The sequence below is a fragment of the Paenibacillus borealis genome (genome assembly GCF_000758665.1).
In the GTDB taxonomy this organism is placed as follows: Bacteria; Bacillota; Bacilli; order Paenibacillales; family Paenibacillaceae; genus Paenibacillus_AQ; species Paenibacillus_AQ borealis.
On record NZ_CP009285.1, the window covers coordinates 5,811,903 to 5,832,632 of the forward strand.

The following is a 20,730-nucleotide window of genomic DNA, read 5'->3' on the forward strand; positions in this document are numbered from 1 at the left end:
GAAAAACGGACTCTCGTTATGAGAGTCTTGCTTTTTCATTTGCTTCATTTTAAAAATGGTGGCGGCTCTCATAACATTACACTTTTTAGTTCGGCGTCGGTTGTGATTATTCGTTTAACATAAAGTCTCCTCCATCTCTAATGGGCTCCATTTCGCGTATAAGCCCTTCCATGTTTCAACCTCAACATCCTAGCTACGACATCAGTGAGTTAAGATCCCTTTATGGAGGACCTGCATTAAAGGCTCCCGACTTAAATGCAGAAACTCCTAATTCAAATGAGGTTAACATTGAAACGGAATATGATATTTATGATAACTTATCTGAATTGTCAAATTATTCAGACCTCGTTGTTGTTGCATCACCTATGGATGATTTTGAAAATAGAAAGCATATTGCAACTTTTTACGATACAGGTGATTTACAAGATTATTACACCTTAAATAATCTTAGTATTAAAAAAGTATTAGCAGGAGATTCATCAGACATAGGTGAAAATTTAGAAGTGATTGAATCTAATGCTATCGTTGATTTTGGTTTACAAAAAGTGAAAATGGTTAATGATGGCTACCAAGAAACCCAAAAGGAACAGAATATATTTTATTCTTAAGTAAAAATCCTCAAGGCCAATATCAAATCATCAATAGAAACGCAGGAGTCTTTACTCTGGATGAAATTAATTCTGCCGCTACTAATAAACGAGGAACTTTTATAACAAGAGATAATGATATCAGAGATAATTTGCTAAATGAAGTTACTAACACTTACTCAAATGAGCTATAGAATTGTCTGGAGGCTGAATATTCAGTCTCCAGATTTCTTCAGTAGGGAGGTAATTCATGAAAAAAATTAGTATCTTTTCAATTTCAATCATACTTTTAGTGATTTTAATTTATGTATTTGCCAGACCAAGACCAGATATCATTAGTGTTAATCTTGTGTCCGAAACTAATGAGATCACTTACTCTGACAGTGAAAGCGTTCAAATCTTCGAAGATGCTATAAGAACTGTTAAAAAAGTACGCGGGTCTGTTGATGTGGGTCCACCAAATTATCAGATGACTGTTACCTACGCTGATTCTAAGGTTGTTGAGTACAGCCTTTATATGGATTTTAAAACTAAAAACGGCTTCTTGATTAAACAAAGTAATAGTGAAAAGATGCTGGACTTAAAGGATCATAATTCGGAAGAACTCGCCGATCTGTTAAGTAAGGGAAACAAAGAATAATTTTAAACGTTCACTTAAAAAGGTCGTTGTAGATGCTTCGTCCATTGATTATTTCTTGTTAGTAGTGATTCTTCAGAGTTCGAGTTGTACTCTAGCTCACTCTGCTCTCAAATCCCCATCTCATTTTCACTATGTAGATAATAGACACCTTTCTGGTGTCTTTTTGCGTTCAATCACTTTTTTGTGCACATAAGAGGGGATAGCATTCAATAAAATTGGACTGATGAGACTTCATTATGTATAAATTAATTTTTAGCTTATTTGAAAATAAGCGCCTGATCAAAATGAGTAATACAGTCTTGGTCCGCGCTCCTTCTTCTTTATAACGTTTGTTCCTTTCTTTTTATTGAACTGCTCCTTCCGAACAATTTGTACGTTCGTACGCAAATAATAACTACTATTACTTTGAATCGCTGATGAGCTATAGCTATGTATCATTTTATTTTGCTCACACAGATGATTCCCCATCCATATGTCTACAGGAGCGACCAATTAACATTACACTTTTTAGTTCGTCGTCGATCGTGATGATGCGTTTATTTATTTATCACACTCCCTTTCTAATGGGCTCAATTTCGCGTATAAGCCCCTATTCGTCACAACCCCATAATGACCTGTATGTATGAATAAAAAGGCACCTGCGGAGCAATTAAGCAAGGTTCCTTATCTGTCACTTGTTTCCTAAGATATGACCATTCTGGATGTTCAAAATCAGTGCCATAATCCTTCGTTTTTTCATTGCCAACTATATTTAATTGAATCAACAACATTTCCCATTCTCCACGCCAGCAAGGTTCCTCCGACAACTAACCATCAGAAACGGGAAACTGAATTATTACGTTAGATTTTAAATATTCACGTTTCAGACACTAATTGCACATTGTGCAATTTTGCTCTTTGAGCAATAATATAGACTGTAGATAACAATTCAGCGTTCATCCTATACATAAGAAAGGAGGAAGCATACAACTTGAATCCCAAACTGACACTGCGGGACCAAAAAAAAGAAGCCACCGCCTACGCTTTGGCTGTAGCCGCCTTCGAGCTTGTACTGGAGCAAGGTATGGACGGCTTCATCGTCGATGATATTGTCCGGAAGGCCGGCTATTCCCGGCGGACCTTCGCCAACTACTTCTCCTGCAAAGAAGAAGCGGTAGCGCAATATTTCATGGGCTGTGTTACAAATCAGGATGAGAAAACGATATTCGCGGATTTCACAGATGATTCAACTCCGCTCGATGTATTGTACGGTCTGCTCAAGATGCAGTTCACTTCCGAGTTCCTGCATAAATTGCGGCAGTTCGTCTCGCTTGCGAAGCAATATCCGTCACTGGAGCCGTATATCCTGAGCGTATTCCGGCGCTTGCAGATCGCGGCCCAGGAAGTACTCGAACAGTTCTCCAACGGACGTTATGCGGACGGATATACCCATCTGCTTGCCGGGGCCGTCTATGGAGCGTTCGTGCCCATTATGGACGGACGGCTCAATGTTCTGTTGCCTGGCGAAACCCAGGATGACCGCCCCGGCGCCATATCGTTTGATCAATATTTGAATTCCATGTTTGCTTACTTACGCAACGGCTTCTAAATAAATTCAGAGATAAAGAGGAGAAACCATCACATGTCAACATTTCTATACCGCTTAGGTAAGTCGGCTTATTCCAAGCCCTGGTATTTCATCGCGGCGTGGATTGTCGTGCTCGGTGTTATTGGGGCGCTGCTTGGTGTCAATGGCATCCAGTCCAGCTCCGAAATGAAAATTGAAGGCACCGAATCGCAAAAAGTGCTGGATAAGCTGACCCAAGAGCTTCCTGCTGCTGCCGGCGGCCAAGCTAGTGTCGCCTTCACCGCACCAGACGGAGAACGTCTGGATACACCGGAACGTGTAGCGCTACTTCAGAAAGCTATCAATGACGTCTACAATATGGAATACGTCATCAATCCGGTTGAACTGGCAGCACAGGCTGCTGCCGCTGCTGCTCAAGCCGCTGGCGCTGATCCTTCCGCTGCCGCCGGCCAAGCCGCCGCTGCTGATCCTTCCGCTGCTGCCGGCCAAGCCGCCGCTGCAGCACAGTCGGCCCCTTATGGTCCGCTGATGGCTGACGGCGCTCCGGTTCCAGGCGTTATGCTGTCTGCTGACGGCAATATTGCCCTGTTCCAGTTCCAGTTCACGGTTCAGCAGACATCCCTTCCATCGGAAGTACCGGATAACATCATCGATACCGTGACTGAAGTCGAGCAGGCAGGGTCCGGAATCACTGCGATTCCGAGTGATTCCCTGAAGAGCATCCCGGCTATCGGTTCGACCGAAGCAGTCGGAGTTGTTGTCGCGGCGGTCGTACTGTTCATGACGCTGGGCTCGGTCGTTGCTGCCGGTCTGCCGTTGATTACCGCTCTCCTCGGCGTCGGAATCAGTGTCGGAGGTGCTTTCGCACTCGGCAGTCTGATCCAGATGAATGACATTACGCCGATTCTCGCCGTGATGATCGGTCTGGCAGTAGGTATCGACTACTCCTTGTTCATCGTGAACCGCCAACGCCGCCTGATTCTCGATGAGAAACTAAGCGCCGGCGAATCCGCCAGCCGGGCACTGGGCACCGCCGGCAGCGCCGTATTCTTCGCCGGTCTGACCGTTATCATCGCCCTATGCGGCATGCTTGTTATCGGCATCGGCTTCCTGTCGACCATGGCACTTGTAGCTGCAGCCAGCGTTCTGATCAACGTTCTGCTCGCCCTGACCCTGCTGCCTGCCCTGCTCGGACTGGTCGGTGAGAAGATCGTCACCGCCAAAGCCCGCACCAAAAACACCGGAAACAGCAAGAAAGAGCGCCATGGCTTCTCACACCGCTGGGCAAATGCCACAGTGAAATACCGCTGGGTGATCATTATTCTCGTTGTACTCGTTCTTGGAGCAGCAGCGATTCCGGTAACCAAGATGGAGCTGGGCATTCCTTCGGGCGCCTCGGCTAACCTGGATACTCCGGCTCGCCAGAGCTATGATGTGATCTCCAAAGGGTTCGGCGAAGGCTTCAACGGACCGCTGCTGCTGGTGGCGGAGCCGAAGAACCCGTCCGACAAAATTTCGATGGAGCTGCTGGGCAAGCTGACTCAAGAGCTGCAAATGCATGATAACGTTACGCAGGTGTCTCCGATGGGCGTTAATGCCACCGGTGATCTCGCCATCATAAGCCTGATCCCGAAAACGGGTCCGACAGATACAGCTACAAGAGATCTCGTGCAGGAATTGCGAGATCCGTCATCCAGTCTAACCTCAGGCAACAATATTAATCTTGGTGTGACCGGCTTCACCGCCATCAATATTGATATGTCTTCCAAACTGTCTGATGCCTTCCCTGTCTACATCGGCATCATTGTTATTCTCTCGCTGATCATCCTGCTGCTGGTCTTCCGGTCGATTATTGTTCCAATCAAAGCGACCATCGGCTTTGTTCTCAGTATTCTTGCCACCTTCGGCGTGACCACAGCCGTCTATCAGTGGGGATGGCTGCACTCCTTGTTCGGCTTCGATACAGGAGGACCGCTGCTCAGCTTCATGCCGATTCTGGTCACCGGTATTCTGTACGGGCTGGCCATGGATTATCAGGTATTCCTGGTCAGCTCCATGCGTGAAGCTTATGTCCACGGCCGCCACGGCAATGACAGTGTCGTTCACGGCTATGATCTCGCCAGCCGTGTTGTGCTTGCCGCAGGCGTAATCATGGTTTCCGTCTTCTTCGGCTTCATCTTCGCTCCTGACGCGATGATTAAGCAGATTGGCTTCGCACTCGCCTTCGGCATCCTGATCGATGCCTTCATCATCCGGATGACGCTCGTTCCGGCCGTCATGGCCGTCTTCGGCGACAAAGCCTGGTGGCTGCCGAAATGGCTGGACCGCCTGCTCCCGAATCTCGACGTGGAAGGCGATAAGCTGATCGCCAAGCTGAATGCCGAGAGCGGACAGAAGCACTAAATAACCCCGCAAAGCGGAGACTTAGCTTCGATAATTACTCAATTAATTTGCGGGGACCCCAACATATATTAGTTCATCAAAAATAATGGACGGCATCACCGCCGTCCGCCCCCAAACAAAAGAGGGCCTGCAGACATTGTCCGCAGGCCCTCTTTTCTATACAACAGCTCTTCTCAAGCTACACTGAAAACCACATGCTTCCCAGCTGCCAGCGCCTTATCGTAAAAACCCAGAAGACCTACAATTCACCCTTTAATTCCTGTCTCAGCGTTTCCGTTCCGTAACCCGGCTTCAGCGTTCCCATCAGCTTTACTGAACTCACTTCTATAGTTCTGATGTTGTACTTGTACAATTGACGGATTCAGTTCCAAGTGGAAATTCAGTAATAGTTGTATACTGTACAATTAAAAACAGCGAAAAGGCAGGCTTGAGTCTTATAACTGTAGTCTGTACAACTAAATTTGCCCGAATGGGTGAGTATCAGGCTGTAATCGCAGTTTAATTGTACGAAATACAACTAAACGGAGAATCGGTTGAAAAACATAACTTTTAGTTGTACAAAGTGCAATTAAGCATACTGCGTATACCGTAATCGGGTCACTGCAAATCCTCAGTAAGCGATTTACCAATGTGGTTTTCACCAGTTGAAATCTGACGCTATACAAGTATCCTTACACCATCTTCTTCTATAAAATAGGCGACAGCAGCCGCGAGATCCCTTCCTTCAGCTTAATCATAAGCGAACGCTCCTTGTACCGCTCAGGCGTAAGCTCAGAGCTTACCCGGCTGTCCTGCAGAAACAGGTCCTGAAGCTGTGCGGCCACCTGCCGGTCATATACAATGGCATTGACTTCGAAGTTCAAACGGAAGCTGCGCGAGTCGATATTCATCGTCCCTACAGATGCCACTTCCCCGTCTGCCACAATCGTCTTGGCGTGCAGGAAGCCGTTCTCATAGAGCAGAATTTTGGCCCCATAATTGAGCAGATCTCCGGCATAAGCCCAAGTAGCCCAATACACAAACGGATGATCAGGTTTATTAGGGATCATGATGCGCAGATCCACCCCTGAGAGCAGGGCGATTTTGCAGGCATCCATGAAGCTGGTGTCCGGAATGAAGTAGGGAGTCTGGATATATACACTTTTCCGGGCCGATAAAATGAGCTTGATGTACATGTTCTTCAGATGCTCGGTCTCCGAATTGGGGCCGCTGGTGATGATCTGAACCGGGCTTGTCCCTTTATGCCCCCCTGTATAAAAGGAGAATTCCTCATAATCCCCCCGCTCATGCTTCCCGGCCTGATGCCAGTCCAGAACAAATCTGCCTTGAATGTGATTGACGGCATTCCCGGTGATCCTGAGGTGGGTGTCCCGCCAATAGCCGAATTTCTTGTCCAGTCCAAGGTATTCATCTCCGACATTGAACCCGCCGATATAAGCAATCCTTCCATCTATAATGCACAGCTTGCGGTGATTCCGGTTGTTGATCCGGAAATTCAGCGGTCTGAGCAGAGACGGGAAGAACACCTCCACCTCTCCACCTGCTGCACGTAATTCTTTGAAGAACCCGGGCGGAATCCGTTTGGAGCCGACTTCATCATAGAGCAGCCGCACCTTCACGCCTTCCTGCGCTTTGCGGGTTAATTCATCCCTCAGCTTCTTCCCCAGGGCATCCGGCTGAATGATGTAATATTGAATATTAATCTCTGTCCTCGCGGACCTGATATCCTCGAATAATGCGTCAAATTTCTGCTTCCCGTCACTATAGATAACGATATCATTATCACTGGATAAAAGACCATGCGACGATCTGATGTTCATCGTGATGAGCTCTGTATATTTCTGCAGCCAGGGAGATATCTCCTGGACTTCGTCATGCAGCGAAGCCAGCTGCCGGTCTGTCTCGGCCTGGACAAAATCCTGCTCTTCAATGAACAGATTGTAGAAATTCTTCTTCTTCAGATTCCGCCCGAAAAAGATATACAGAACGAACCCCAAGATAGGAATGAAGAACAGAACCATCAGCCAGGCCCAGGTGTAACCCGCCTCTCTCCGCTCAATGAACAGGAACCCCAGCGCCAGCAGAATATTTATGAATGTGATGCTTGAAATAATAAGCGTCGTTATACTTGCAAATTCCATGCCCTGTCCCCCTCCCGTGCGTAAGCCTCAAATCCTCCCGTGACTAATACTGCCACCTTACGGGCGACTTCCTCTTTGTCCATGCTGATCTCCCCGGACACCCATTGAACAGCTCCTTCATGGATAGCCTGGGCAGCAAAAGAAGCCATTATTTTCCGCTCACCCTCCGTATAGAGACTACCCAGACCGTCCAGCAAATAAGCCTTGAGCGCAGTTAACATCTTATCTCTGAGCTGCGGTACGACGAATCCTATATAGCTGCTGCGGCAGCTCACCTCCGGCTGGTCATAGAAATCGCACACGGCCAGAACAAGCTGCCCGATGCTGTCCGGGTCAACCTTCACTTTCCCTGCAGTGTGTTGTCTGATGGCTGCCGATGCAGAGTCCCCCATCATGTAGTCCAGTAATTCGTATTTATCATTAAAATGTGCATAGAAGGTAGCCCGGTTCACTTTAGCCCGTTGGGTGATATCGGCAATCGTGATTTTCTCGAAATCCTTCACGGACACCAGCTCGATAAAAGCACCCGCCAACGACTCCTTCGTATGCGTCACCCGTACATTCATTACTTTATTCGCCATAGCATCCTCCCGCCCGACAATAGGTACGTCTTGTTGCTATAGCAACATCTGCACCTGTTTTGTTGATTGTTGCGCTGCATGATAAGCGGTATATTCTGATTAAAGCAACACGCGTTAATTTAATATATCACATCGAAGGAGAGTTTAAACTATGAGAACTATTGCAATCGTCGGCGCAGGCCCCGGATTAGGCCTGTCGTTAGCCAAAAAATTCGGGGAGAACGGATTCAGGGTAGCCGTAATCTCGCGTAATGCAGAGAAATTAGCCTTGATCGTCAGCGGGCTTGAACAGCTCCATATTGGAGCTCAAGCTTTTGCGGCAGATGTTACGGATTTGAGTTCTTTACAGCGGGCCCTCCGGGCGGCAAAAGAAACGTTTGGTCCAATCGATGTGCTGGAATTCAGTCCTTATGCGGGCTGGGCGACATTCACCAGTGTCCTGGAAACTACGCCGCAAAGTACTCTTGAACAAATCAACAGCTATCTGCTGCCGGCCATTCTGTCTGTGAATGAGGTATTACCCGATATGATGAACAGCCGCTCCGGAGCGATTCTGTTTACGACCGGGATCTCGGCGATGTACCCGCTGCCTTTTGTCGGGAATGGGGGAATTGTAATGTCGGGGATTCGTAACTACGCGGCCAATCTGCACAATGAGTTAAAAGATAAGGGGATATACGTCGGGCATCTGTCCATCGGAACCGCAATCGAGGCCGGAACGGCAGGTGACCCTGATGTCATTGCAGAGACTTGGTATAGACAATATGAGAGTAAGGAGCAGTTTGAGGCGGTATTTCCTCAGGGGTTTGATCCGGCGGTGATGGGCTGATAAATAAGGGAAATAGTAAAAGCGGTAGGACAACCCTTGAAGGGGTAATGTCTTACCGCTTTTTTCCAATAATGATATTCAAACAAATAAGTACAATCATAGCCGTGTTTGCTATTAGCGCCCCAATATAAACATCCGATAATCTGGTTCGGTGTACCCATATCTTAACAATTTCACCCGACACCCCCATTTTCATTAAATAGGGTTCCAATCCCTCTGTAGTAAGCTTATCACCGTAGACCAGCGGTATATCAATAATATCGTTGGTTCCTATTTCGGGAGTAAATTCAGCCCATAATTGTTTGGCCCATCTGTCATATTTATAGCTGAATACTTCGTCTGATTCACGGTATTCCCACCTGTAATTCCCCGCAACACCTAATATCACGAGTGTAAGGATGCTGATTAGCAAAATTTTAAATTTCAATAGGCCGCCTGCTTTCAGGACAAACAAGTCAATCCAGATTGCTGGATAGAACTTGTTGCCCGTTATTTTCCATTCGCCCGCTCACTCCGGCAGCTGAAGCAGGTAATCACGCAGCTGACGATAAGCATCATCCCAGCCCATTTTGGCATAGAAACGGAGTGCGTCCAGACCTTTGAAATACCGCGCACCGGTCAGCCGTTCTTGGAAATCAGGGATGATGATTCCCTCCCTGTGTTGGTATTCCTGATAAGCTTGAACTACATCAAGCTCTCCTAAATTCCCTTCCAAGGTAGCCAGATCGACCAGGAAATCTCCATAGGCAAAATTGCCGTCGATGATTCCGGTGATCTGCCGGCCATCCGACAGGATATTCCAGGGCTGAAAATCCCCATGGATAAAATAGCGGTGCGGCTCGTTATATTCCGCATACGCCAGCAGACGGTGGTAGCATTCTTCGAATACATCCTTTTCCAGACAGGTCGCCGTAAATAAGCTGTGCCAGCCTTCCCAGAAGGTTCCGGTCTGATCCTCGGCGAAGAATGAAATAATATACTCCCGCCATGCCGGGTAAGTGCCGGCTCCGCTTGGCTGTATCCATCCGAAGCCGCTTGTTGCGCCGAGACCGGCATGATTCATCCGGGTCAATATGCCGATAAGCTCAGGAAGCAGGCTGCTCTTCTCACGATCGGAACAATCCACAAGATTGCCGCCTCTAATCCGTTCCGAGATAGAATAGCTGAGCGGACCCGCTTTACCCTGCCCCAGACATTTGGCAAACGGGATGCCCTGGCTGGTTAACAGATTTGCTACAAAACCTTCTGTATCGTAGGCTCCCTCCATATCACTAAACTTAATAATGTAGTCTTGCCTTTCATGCTCAAAGGAGAATACACTGCTGAGGTTTCCCCCTTCTACTGGCGTCACCCTGAACGGACCTGCGCCAAAATGCTGCTTCAATACATTTTCTACTTCTGCAATCTCTAATTTTGCTTTCTCATATGCAGTCATTGCGGCATCCGCCCTCACATAGCTATTGTGAACCCAACCTCAACCTTCACTAACATAATGGAGCACAGTTCCGTAGTATTTCATGAATCTCTTATAATCGTCATTCCCCGCCATACTGATGACCGCCGGATAAGCATTAACCTTGCGCTGCCTGAGTGCAGCCAGTATATTCTTTTGGACAGGGCAATGAAATTTGCCTTCTGTATACTGAATCACCAGCGGAGGGAATGCTGCTGTATCCTCATCTTGTACATGAGCCGGGTCATTACTGCTGCCCATATGTTCATCACGCCCTATAAGCCGCAGCGGAAACTTCACAACGCCGAAGTACAGCTGCTCTTGCTTCCCGGATTCCTCCTGCCCGGTTAAGGCCTTGCGGGTGAGCAGCAAATAACACTGAATCCATTCTTCGATCATTCCGGCATCCATGAACTGTACAGCCGACTCCACAGTCGGGGCATACGTTAAAAGCCGGTCATTTTTCTTCGAGTAGATGATCTTCTTCACCGAATCCAGGGACAGGTAATATTCATCTGCGATTTCCGCAATCGTCACTCCATGCGCGTACTTGTTGCGGATCATCAGGTTGCGCTTTTGCAGCCGCTCTCTGTATCCTGTCGACTCTCCCCAGGCCTTCTTCTCATCCCCTGCCGGGAAATACAGAAGCCTGCCTGCCGCATATTTCTGGACTTCCCTTAATAACTCCTCCGGGATCACATCACCGGCATGCTCATATTTCATACATTCATTCACCTTCTACAGGGCTAAAGAGCGTAGATCCGGTCCTTCAGCTCACTTATGGATTTAACTATGGACTTGCAGGAGCACTCATCATCAATGGAGGCATGCCAACGCAAGGTGTCGATTCCTTTGTAATACGCCATGCATAAGAAGCGTTCTTTGAAATCCGGGATGATGATATTCCTGGTCTTGCAGTATTCATTGAACAGCTCCGGGATGTTGAAGTAAGGCTCATTCAGATCCATATTAGCGATATCTACCAGACAATCGAAAATCCCGCACTTGCTCCAATCCGGGAAACCAAGCACTGCCCGGCCGTCTGTGATCATATTTTTGAAGTACGCATTATTATAAACCAGGTAACGCTGGCCTTCGCAATAATGGATACGGTCTTCCATTTCCTTATAGTACTGCTCGAAGAAGTCACGGTCCAGCACGGTGGTGTCGAACATCTCCCGCCAGTTGAACCAGTAGCCCTCCCTTTTTTCATCGAATGTTCCCGTCAGGAACTCCCGGCAGGTTGTAAATTCCGTCTTGCCCTCTTCATCCAGCCAGCCATAGCCTGCTATGCCCGATATATCGGAGGAAGAGATCTCCAGGATGTTGTCAAAAAACAACTCAGAGCGTTCAGCAAACTCTTCTGCGCTTAACTGATCAGCAGCAAACCCGTTCGGTGTCATATTCACCTTGTCAGACAGCAGCGATTTAAGAAAATTGTCCTTCCCCATGATCATCTCACCTTTTTCCCATTCACTAGAATATACCAGCTGCGCATCTGATATTAGAATGATACACCCAGAAATTCCAGGGAGATAGGTAATGAATTCCTTAAGGTAACTTTGCATAGAACCCCATACCGGTCAGAAGATAACAGAAAAACCGCCACCCCTCATCAGGTTTGACGGTTCTCCCGTGCACAGCTTAAAACTCTTCCAAGACCTTGGATTTGTCACCATAAACCTTGTCCAGGTGATCCTCCCCCCAATAACATAAAAGGTCCAGCGCGGGCTTTAATCCCCAGCCGTAAGACGTTAACTCATACTCCACTCTCGGCGGGATTTCCTGATAAATCTTTCGCGCTATAATCTCATCTTTCTCCAGGCCTCTTAGCTGGGTGGTCAGCATTTTTTGCGTAATGCCGGGGATTAACCGCCGAAGCTCGGACGTCCGTTTGCACCCTGTCATCAAATGATAGATGATCAAAGGCTTCCACTTGCCTCCCATGACCTCCAATGCCGCCTCTACTCCGACTCTATACTTCTTTGGCGTGCTATTGTCATTCTGTTCTGTCATTGCTTATTCCTCCGTCAAAAGGCTGTATATATACCGGAAATATACTATCGGGTGCAGGGAACTTCAATGTTCCTATGGTACCTTTCTCATCCTATAGAACATGAAAGTGCGTACTTCCAGACATTTTTATTCCTGTTTATAATAGCATCAGCCACTGATCATGGCTACAAATTGGCGGTTCAGAAAGGTAGTGAAGATACTAGCATGAACGTATTAATCGTTGTTTCGCACCCAAGACCAGATTCCCTGACCTTTGCGGCTGCCCATCGTTTCGCACAGGGTCTGGCCGAAGCAGGACACGGCTATGAGATATTGGATTTGCACGGGATTGGTTTTGACCCTATTTTGAGAGGCTTAGACGAGCCTGATATGTCGATTGAGGAGCAATCCTTCTCACCTGAGGTGGAGAGGGAAATGAAGCGGATGAAGGAGCATGATGCCCTGGCCTTTGTTTTCCCCGTCTGGTGGTGGCATTTGCCGGCCATGCTGAAAGGTTATATCGACCGGGTGTGGAACAACGGATTTGCATACGGCAAGAACCAGCTTCATCATCAGCAGGTTCTGTGGATGGCTCTGGCAGGCGTGTCACAGGAACAGATGCAGAAGCGTAACTATGATGAAACGATTGCCCACCAGCTCAATGTAGGAATCGCAGATTATTGCGGGATCTCCAATTCCAGGGTTGAGTTTCTATACGAGACAACATTAGATTCTAATCCCCGGCATTATGAGCTGCTGCTTAACCAGGCCTATCAATTAGGCTTGAATTATGCGGAGCAACAATGAGGAATGATATAAGACGAATTGAAGAGGAATATAGGAGGAATAACAATAGGCGAATAACAGAAGACGAATAATATAAAACGAATAGTATAAAACGAATAGTGGAAAGGACAAATTCACCCGGTTGGCGGACAGGGCGAGCCCATCGGAATTCATTCTCGCAACTGAAACTTGGCTTACTCATCATGACTCTGACTCCACAGCCAGCTAGGCGGACTGAAATTCCGCTATTGGTGCAAATTAGGCGGATTCGGTGATCAATCGGACTCAGAATCTCTTATATGGCCGAATCTCCTCCATTTCAGGCTCGAATGAACAAGATAAGCGATTCTCAGTCCGCTTTACCCTGATTAAAAGCTTTTTGAGAGATATAACGGAATCTCAGTCCGCTTCACTCGGGGGTTTGACTTCTCAACGGAATTTCATCGTGTAATTACCCAAATAGGATTAAAATCACCCTAACGGGTGAATCCTGCTGGAGCTTATGCAGCCTGTGCAGCCTGTGCAGCCTGTGCAGCCTGTGCAGCTTATGTAGGTTTTAAGGTCCCCCATCATTGCTCTATTGAGACTACTTCTAGGGCAGCAGCCGGTGGAATCAAGCGCACTATGCTCTTCATTTCCTCCTGCTGCCCACTCTCAGCGGATTCAGGTGCACTTTTGCTCCTTTTTCCCTCCTTGAACCCGCATCCGGGTGGAATCAAAGGGATTTCCGATACAGGAATAACTTCATTCTCTGGACTAATCAGCTCCAAATTACAAAGAGACTTATCCGTAGCAGACGAATATCACAATTTCCTAAATGAAAAAAAAGCTGCCCCAACAAGCCTTTTTGGCTTGTGGGACAGCTTTGAATTTCAACTATTAACCGCGTCAGCTGAACTCCGCGTAACCGGCCAGCTTCTGCTTCCCCAGCCACGCTCTCTCCGCCATAGCGCTAAGCGGCCCGCGGATTCCGTCTGCCACTTCGTGTTCGGTCTGCGCTGCCGGCTTGTCGCTCCAGATAGAGAAGGAACAGCCGATTAACTCACGCGGATAAGAACCCGCGGGATATTCCTGCTTCGCTCCGCCGGACCGCTGCGGGAACAACCCCGGATGCCATGAATTGCAGATTTTCTCTCCTTTTGGATACGTATAGCCTGCATGCTCACCAAGTACGTAATAAAAGTAAGCATCGTTGAAATTCATCACCTGATGTCCCTGCGCAATGATCTCTTCAACCGGGGCCATCATCTCATGCCATTTTGTCCAATACGTAATTTGGATAGAAGGTTTAGGCGCTACCCTCTGGATCTGATCCCCACGGTACAGTCCATCATTCCAGGCGCGGACGGTCCAGCCCTTGGACTCCAGATGTTCAGCAACTCCGTTAAGGTAGTCAATGTAAGTGTCCACACCCGTCCCGCCGCTGATGTTCAGTACATTCTCCGCATACTCTGCCAGCTGAGGATATTCATCAAACTGTCCAAAGTTGATAAATTCATCGCCGCCGATATGAAAATGGGTGCTGCCGGCAAATAATTCGGCATACTCATCGATCAGCTTCAGCACGAATTGCCGCGCAGCGGCATTCGTAATATCCAGCGCGCCCGGAGCTGCGTTTCCCGCTGAATCCCTTAGTAGCCAGTCCGGATGAATTCTCAGCGCATAGCCCAGATGTCCCGGTGAATCCAGTGAAGGAATAAGGGCAACATGATACCTTGCAGCCGTATGAATAATCGCCTTCATTTCCTGCTTGGTTAAATATTCTTCCGACATAACCCCGGGATGACTCTCGCTCATCAGCCGGAAGCCTTCATTCTCCGAGAAATGCAGCTGCAGCGTATTCAGTCTTAGCCGTGACATCTCCCTAATTCTGTCCATAATCCACTCGGCGGTATAGAATTTCCGCCCGATGTCAATATGCAGCGCCCGTTCAGGCATCACGGGATAATCAAGAATTCTGCCGTAGGGCATGAAGCCGTCAGCCAACAGCAGCTGCATCACCGTCCGTATTGCATACATCACGGTCCTTTCGCTAGGGGCCATGATGTGTACGAACTTGCCGATTTCAATGATATAACCTTCCCGGCTGTCCATACCTCCGCCTACTCCGCTGTCTCCGGTGTTTCCACTGTCGTTCAATTCAATGACAATATCTCCTGAAGCCGGGGTCTCACACTCTCCATATTGTACAGGCAGGAGACGGCCGGATGGAGCCAGACAGTCTGCGTATTCCGAGAGAACGATGAATATCGTATCATTCAGCACTCTGTTGCCATCTGCTCTGGCATTATCTACAATTCTAACCCGGGATTGTGCAGAGAGTCTCCATTGCCCAGGAGAAGCCTTAGTATATTGCTGCACAACGGAGAACGGGCTTTGATCACCGTTTAGCTTATCCATCTGCGGGTCACCCCCCACTTCTACTTCTACTCTTACTTTTACTTTAACTTTAACTCCAATTCTACTTCTAATTTAGCTTTATCCTTATATCAGCCAAGCCGGATGCCAACGGTCAGTATTTCATGTCCGACCAGCTGAAGCTCCACCGCATTTGCTCCGCCGTGCGCCGGCCGTCCAGTCTCAGCCGTAACCTCCGCCCCCTTAGCTTCCAGCACATTCGATGTATAGAAGCCCGCAGCCGGAAGTTCCGTCTCCAGCTTCAGTTCACAAGGCTGGCCGGTCATATTGAACCAGCGGAGCAGCAGATCACCGCTGTCCCTGTTCATCTTAAGCGAAGAGAAGGCGGCAGCCGTGCCGCTCCAGCGGACAGCCGAGTACACGGCAGGAATAGTTCCTGCGTGAACCTCCGCCTGAGCGCAGGTCCAGGGAATCTGGAACTGGTAGGCAGCGGCAGCAGCTCCGGAGGCTACAGCATCCCCGCTGTGCGGAATAAGCAGCAGCTCCGCCGTATGCTCACCTTGGCACTGGGCTTCCGGTGTCGGGAACCAGCCCCAGTCACCCATCTCCCCGACACAGCGGAGCAGGGTAATGGCGATGGTGTTGCGGCCGTCACGCAGAATTTCATATTCATGGAGTCCGAGATTAGCAACCGTAAGCCCCGCCTGCCCCCCGGCAACATCCACAAAGCTCTGTTGATGCTGCGCATTGCTCGGGTTCAGCCACTCCGGCGCCGGTTCATTCGGCCGCTCCGCCAGCTCGAACATCGAGTCTACGCGGTGGAATGCCGCTTCAAGATCTGTAGGGAACAGCATCCGCAGACGGTGGTCCTTCGCGGTATTATGGATGTAACTCTTCACTTCCAGGCCCTTGCCGCTGCGTTCCAGCCTTAATACTGTCCGCAGCTTAAGCAGTACTGTGTCCGCTGAGCGCTGTGCCTGCCGCTCCGGATAATAGACCAGCGCACGCTGCTCTTCTTCCAGCACGGCATCGGCGGAAGCAGGAATCTCCCATTCATGGGTGATCTCTACGGACGCCCGGTACGGCGCATCTTCGATGATGCGGATATCAGCCGTCAGCCCCCGGGTAGTCAGCGGAACTTCACCCGCAGGCTGTCTGTACATATATTCGTTGCCGATGTCCCCGGTATTCTCATAGACACCGAGATCACGGTATACTTTGCCGCTTGGCTTATGCTCCAGCGTGAAGGAACCGTCTGTCATAATCTCCACCCGCAGCGATTCGTTCTCCAGTCTCCGTCCGCCGTGGACAAGCGATGCCGCGGCTCCGGAGACTGCCGGAAGTTCTGCCCCGTTCGTTGTTGCGGTTGCGGCTCCGGCAACCGACAGCTCCGCCCCGTTCGTTGCCGCGCTACCCATTGCTGCAGCGGCCCCTGCCAATTCATGGCCGGATCGCCCGGCAGCAGCTTCCGCCAGCGGGCGGACCCAGGCATAAGCGCGCAGCCCTAGCGCTGGCACATCCGCCGCTTCGAAGGTCAGCTGCACCTTGCGGCAGCTGTACGGCTGCCGGAACCGGTCATCCGGCAGGTCGTAGCCGAACGACAGACCCAGGTCCTGAATCGTACAAGGCACTTCGTTGCCTTGTTCATCCACCAGGACACGCCCGCTCAGGTCAACCGCCTTCATCCGGCGGGCGGTCTCTTCCAGCGTGAAGCCTTCGCGCAGATACAGGCGGGCTGCGTCCAGCTCCACGCTGACTGTGCCCGTGCGGCTCCAGCCGCTTGTATTCGTCACAACGAGCGGAATGGCAGCTTCACCATACGCGGCGAAGCCTGATGTGTCCACTGCCGAAGTGATCGCCTGCATGCTGTCCGCCACGATGCCTTCGGCGGTGTGACGGCTCTTGTCGAACCGGGTTATCATCTCCCGGTGCACCTCGTCCACACTGCAGCCGCAGATGGAATCATGCGGATGGTTCTGCAGTAGCGTCTTCCACGCATAGGTGAACAGGTGATGCGGATACTCCCCGCCGTGCAGCCTGGCGATAACGGCCAGCGGCTCGGCGACCTTCTCCAGCAGCGCCTGGCCCCGCTGATTCAGCTGCTTCAAGTACACCCGGGCGGAAGCCGTATTGACCAGCGTGCCCCAGCCGTCGGTGCGCTGGCTTCGCAGCTCGCCCTTCACGGTGGAGAGACTGCGGCCGGCGAGCGAATCCTGCACAGCCTGGATATAGCCGGCAAAGTTCGAATGAACGAACGAAATCTCCGGGTACAGCTGCTCCGCGGTACGGATCGCTTCCGGCAGATCGGTCTGCAGCGGCTGATGATCGCAGCCGTTCATGAACAGCAGCTGATCCGTAGCCGCATACTGCCTCGCATCTGCCAGCTTGCGCTCCCAGAAGCTCCCCGCCTCCTCCGCACCTGCCGGAATCTCATTACCGTTCGAATACCAGTTGGCGAACAGGATGCCCAGCACCTTGGAGCCGTCCGGACCTTCCCAGACCAGCTCTGAGAACGAGGATTCATAGCCGTCGCTGGAGACCGTATTGTTGAAGCCCGTCGGCTTCACCCCGCGCCCGAAGAAGGCATTGGTGATTCCCGCCTGTGCCATGAGCTGCGGAATTTGTCCGGTCAGGCCGAAGGTGTCGGGGAAATAACCGATCTTCGATACCTCACCGTATACCTCCGCGTCCTGATGCCCGATCTGCAGATTGCGCACGTTGGCTTCCGGACTGGTCAGGAACGCATCCTGCAGGATATACCACGGCCCGATATAGATCCGCCCTTCGCGGATATGGCGCTCCAGACGTTCCCGGTTCTCCGGGCGGACCTGAAGGTAATCTTCTATAATAATCGTCTGCCCGTCGAAGAAAAAGCTCCGAAATCCCGGATTCTGCTCCAGCGTGTCCAGCAGGCTGTCGACCAGCCGGATGAGCCGGAGATGATGGCGCTCATAAGGGAGATACCATTCCCGGTCCCAGTGCGTATGGGAGATGATATGCGCCGTTTGTGGTTTGTTCATGGCTGTTACACCTCAGTCTCCAGAGGATACTCCTCCATATAGTTAAGCAATTCGTCGACGGTAGTGAAGGCCAGACCCGTAACTGTATCCGCACAACCGTAGTAGATGGCAATCCGTCCTGTAGCCGCATCTGTCAATGCCGCGCAGGGGAAGGTCACGTTCGGCACATCGCCCACACATTCGTACAAGGTTTCCGGGCCGAGAATATAGTTGCGCGAGCGTGCTTTCACCTTCCAGGGCTGATCCAGATCCAGCAGCGCACAGCCCATGCGGTAGACAAACCCGTTGCAGGTGTTGATTACGCCATGGTAGATCAGCAGCCAGCCCTTATCGGTCTCAATTGGAATCGGACCCGGGCCTATTTTTTTGGACTGCCAGGCAGAAGCGTCACCGTTCACCGTACCCATCACATAGCGGTGTTTACCCCAGAAGGTAAGGTCAGGACTTTCGCTGTAAAAGATATCGCCAAACGGGGTATGTCCGGTATCGCTTGGACGGCTGAGCATGGCGTAATGGCCGCCGATCTTGCGCGGGAACAGCACACCGTTACGGTTATACGGCAGGAAGGCATTTTCTATCTGATGAAAGGTTTGAAAATCAAAGGTATACGCGAGCCCAATCGTCGGCCCGTGATAGCCGTTGCACCAGGAAATATAGTAACGGTCATCGATCTTGCATACCCGGGGATCGTAGCGGTATTCGCGCTTGATCACATCCTCATCGCCCTGGAAGACGATAGGTTCATGATTAATCTTCCAGTTCACTCCGTCCTCGCTGAACCCGGCAAAAATATCCATGCTGACCGATTTGGAATCGCAGCGGAACACACCGGCGAAGCCGTCCCCGAAGGGAATGACCGCCGAATTAAATACACTGTTCGAATTCGGAATGGCATCCCGGTGGATGATCGGATTGGCGGAGTATCTCCAGACAGGCGCATTGCTGCTCACCGGCTTCTCTTGCCAAGGGATATTTGACAATGTTTCTCCAATAATTGTACTCATGCTCAGCTCTCCTTTATCTATGAAAAAGTATGATATGAATTTAGAGAATGCCTTCCTGCAGCGCCCGCCAGACCAGCTGGGAGAACAGGCTGTTCGACCAGGCGAACCACTTGCGGGTGAAAACCGACGGATCGTCAGCCAGGAAGCCTTCATGCATATAGCCGGTATCGGCATCCGTTGCTTCAAGCATGTCAATTACCGCCAGCTTCTCTTCCTTACTGTCCGCCGTAATCCCCTGCATAGACAGCGCCATATGCCAGATATAACCCGGAGGGGTATGCGGACTGCCGATACCTTTGGCGGATTGGCCTTCGTAATAGAACGGATTCTCGCTGCTCAGCGCAAAACGTCTTGTATTCTGATAAACCGGATCGTCATTCTTCAAATACCCAAGGTAAGGAATGGACATCAGGCCCGGTGTTCCCGCGTCATCCATCAGGCAGTAATTACCGTAGCCGTCCGTCTCGTAGGCATAGATTGGCCCGAACTCAGGGTGGCGGTAGATGCCGTACAGCTTGATGCCGTGATCCACCTCCTGCTCCAGCGCCTTCAGCTCGGCCAGGAAATCCAGATCGCGGAACACCCACTCGGCGAAGTCCTGCATCTGGCGCAGAGCCACCACGGCGAACATATTCCCCGGAATGTTGTAGTGGAAATCGCAGGCATCGTCACTGGAGCGGAAGCCGGACCAGATCATCCCTGTATAGTTGACCGGCATACCGAGTCCGCCGTTACGGATAGAGTCCTCCATAATCCCGTTGTTCCGGGTGAAGCGGTACGGGGATTGTTCCGCATGATGCTGCTCCCGCTTGAAGAGATCGGTAATGGTGCGCAGCATTTTTTTGAAATCAGCCGTGAAGAAGTCCGTCTGCTTCGTCTCCTCCCAATAGGCATGGGCCAGCCGGATCACGAAGCACAGCGAGTCAATCTCGAACTTGCGCTCCCACACCCAGGGCGACATCTCCGTCACATCCCCGGCATTCCAGTGCCAGTCGTTAGCTGTTTCGTTGAACGCGTTGGCGTAAGGATCGGTCAGCACATACTCTGTATGACGCTTGATCAGCCCGCCGATAATACGCTGCAGGTCCAGGTCTTTGGCGGCAAAAGGCACATAATGAATCACCTGCTCGACTGAATCGCGCAGCCAGCAGGCCGGAATATCACCCGTAATGACAAACGTGGTTCCGTCGTCCAGCAGCTTGGTGGTGGTCTCCAGCGTGTTCGGGAAACAGTTCCGGAACAGGCGCTGCAGCTTGGGCCGGTGGGCCAGCTTCTCGTCGGCTTCGGCAAGCACAGCCTGAATGGAGGACGGCAGCGGCAGCTCCGGCATGTGAATCTGGGGAAGTCTGAATTGTTCCAAGGTGAT

The 20,730-nt window shown here is 50.3% G+C and carries 17 protein-coding genes; 6 read left to right on the forward strand and 11 right to left on the reverse strand.

All coding sequences use genetic code 11. The features are described 5' to 3' along the window. Positions 1-170 precede the first annotated feature (170 nt). The 4 genes from PBOR_RS24845 (at position 171) to PBOR_RS24860 (ending at position 5,197) form a co-directional block, all read left to right on the forward strand. Entirely contained in the window at positions 171-608 is a 438-nt protein-coding gene (locus PBOR_RS24845) for a hypothetical protein (protein WP_042216324.1), read from the forward strand. A 229-nt stretch (positions 609-837) separates the two neighbouring features. Further along, positions 838-1,227 (forward strand): YhfM domain-containing protein, encoded by a 390-nt coding sequence (locus PBOR_RS24850; RefSeq protein ID WP_042216325.1) that lies wholly within the window; start codon positions 838-840, stop codon positions 1,225-1,227. Between the two features lie 970 nt (positions 1,228-2,197). Further along, entirely contained in the window at positions 2,198-2,815 is a 618-nt protein-coding gene (locus PBOR_RS24855) for a TetR/AcrR family transcriptional regulator (protein ID WP_042216326.1), read from the forward strand. A gap of 33 nt (positions 2,816-2,848) precedes the next feature. Further along, positions 2,849-5,197: an MMPL family transporter gene (locus tag PBOR_RS24860; RefSeq protein WP_042216327.1), complete on the forward strand. Its 2,349-nt coding sequence runs from the start codon at positions 2,849-2,851 to the stop codon at positions 5,195-5,197. 686 nt (positions 5,198-5,883) lie between these two features. Here the strand turns inward: PBOR_RS24860 and cls are convergent. After that, positions 5,884-7,338: a cardiolipin synthase gene (cls, locus tag PBOR_RS24865; RefSeq protein ID WP_042216328.1), complete on the reverse strand. Its 1,455-nt coding sequence runs from the start codon at positions 7,336-7,338 to the stop codon at positions 5,884-5,886. Continuing rightward, positions 7,320-7,919 carry a TetR family transcriptional regulator gene (locus PBOR_RS24870; RefSeq protein WP_042216330.1) on the reverse strand — a complete coding sequence of 200 codons (600 nt, stop codon included), beginning with the start codon at positions 7,917-7,919 and terminating at the stop codon, positions 7,320-7,322. The genes cls and PBOR_RS24870 overlap by 19 nt, the downstream gene beginning before the upstream one ends. Positions 7,920-8,070: 151 nt before the next feature. On the opposite strand from PBOR_RS24870, the gene PBOR_RS24875 reads away from it, so the two are divergent. After that, complete coding sequence (locus tag PBOR_RS24875; RefSeq protein WP_042216332.1) at positions 8,071-8,748, forward strand: SDR family NAD(P)-dependent oxidoreductase; 678 nt, start codon at positions 8,071-8,073, stop codon at positions 8,746-8,748. A 52-nt stretch (positions 8,749-8,800) separates the two neighbouring features. On the opposite strand, the gene PBOR_RS24880 is transcribed toward PBOR_RS24875, so the two are convergent. From PBOR_RS24880 to PBOR_RS24900, 5 genes are all read right to left on the reverse strand, one after another. Continuing rightward, positions 8,801-9,175, reverse strand: a complete 375-nt coding sequence (locus PBOR_RS24880) for a hypothetical protein (RefSeq protein WP_042216333.1) — start codon at positions 9,173-9,175, stop codon at positions 8,801-8,803. Between the two features lie 81 nt (positions 9,176-9,256). After that, positions 9,257-10,183, reverse strand: coding sequence for an aminoglycoside phosphotransferase family protein (locus tag PBOR_RS24885; protein WP_042216335.1), 927 nt, complete (start codon positions 10,181-10,183; stop codon positions 9,257-9,259). A 39-nt stretch (positions 10,184-10,222) separates the two neighbouring features. Next, positions 10,223-10,924: a CD3324 family protein gene (locus PBOR_RS37580; protein ID WP_174479831.1), complete on the reverse strand. Its 702-nt coding sequence runs from the start codon at positions 10,922-10,924 to the stop codon at positions 10,223-10,225. A 23-nt stretch (positions 10,925-10,947) separates the two neighbouring features. Beyond that, positions 10,948-11,652, reverse strand: a complete 705-nt coding sequence (locus PBOR_RS24895) for a hypothetical protein (RefSeq protein ID WP_042216336.1) — start codon at positions 11,650-11,652, stop codon at positions 10,948-10,950. A 193-nt stretch (positions 11,653-11,845) separates the two neighbouring features. Beyond that, positions 11,846-12,217 (reverse strand): winged helix-turn-helix transcriptional regulator, encoded by a 372-nt coding sequence (locus PBOR_RS24900; RefSeq protein ID WP_042216338.1) that lies wholly within the window; start codon positions 12,215-12,217, stop codon positions 11,846-11,848. Between the two features lie 204 nt (positions 12,218-12,421). On the opposite strand from PBOR_RS24900, the gene PBOR_RS24905 reads away from it, so the two are divergent. Then, positions 12,422-13,003, forward strand: coding sequence for an NAD(P)H oxidoreductase (locus PBOR_RS24905; protein WP_042216340.1), 582 nt, complete (start codon positions 12,422-12,424; stop codon positions 13,001-13,003). An 867-nt stretch (positions 13,004-13,870) separates the two neighbouring features. On the opposite strand, the gene PBOR_RS24910 is transcribed toward PBOR_RS24905, so the two are convergent. The 4 genes from PBOR_RS24910 to PBOR_RS24925 form a co-directional block, all read right to left on the reverse strand. After that, positions 13,871-15,382, reverse strand: a complete 1,512-nt coding sequence (locus tag PBOR_RS24910) for a beta-N-acetylhexosaminidase (RefSeq protein ID WP_042216342.1) — start codon at positions 15,380-15,382, stop codon at positions 13,871-13,873. A gap of 89 nt (positions 15,383-15,471) precedes the next feature. Next, positions 15,472-18,360 (reverse strand): alpha-mannosidase, encoded by a 2,889-nt coding sequence (locus PBOR_RS24915; protein ID WP_042216344.1) that lies wholly within the window; start codon positions 18,358-18,360, stop codon positions 15,472-15,474. Positions 18,361-18,365: 5 nt separating this feature from the next. Continuing rightward, the gene (locus tag PBOR_RS24920) at positions 18,366-19,364 is read right to left on the reverse strand and encodes a glycoside hydrolase family 130 protein (protein ID WP_042216346.1); all 999 of its coding nucleotides are present in this window, start codon (positions 19,362-19,364) and stop codon (positions 18,366-18,368) included. Positions 19,365-19,404: 40 nt separating this feature from the next. Further along, positions 19,405-20,724 carry a glycoside hydrolase family 125 protein gene (locus tag PBOR_RS24925; RefSeq protein WP_042216348.1) on the reverse strand — a complete coding sequence of 440 codons (1,320 nt, stop codon included), beginning with the start codon at positions 20,722-20,724 and terminating at the stop codon, positions 19,405-19,407. Between the last annotated feature and the right edge of the window lie 6 nt (positions 20,725-20,730).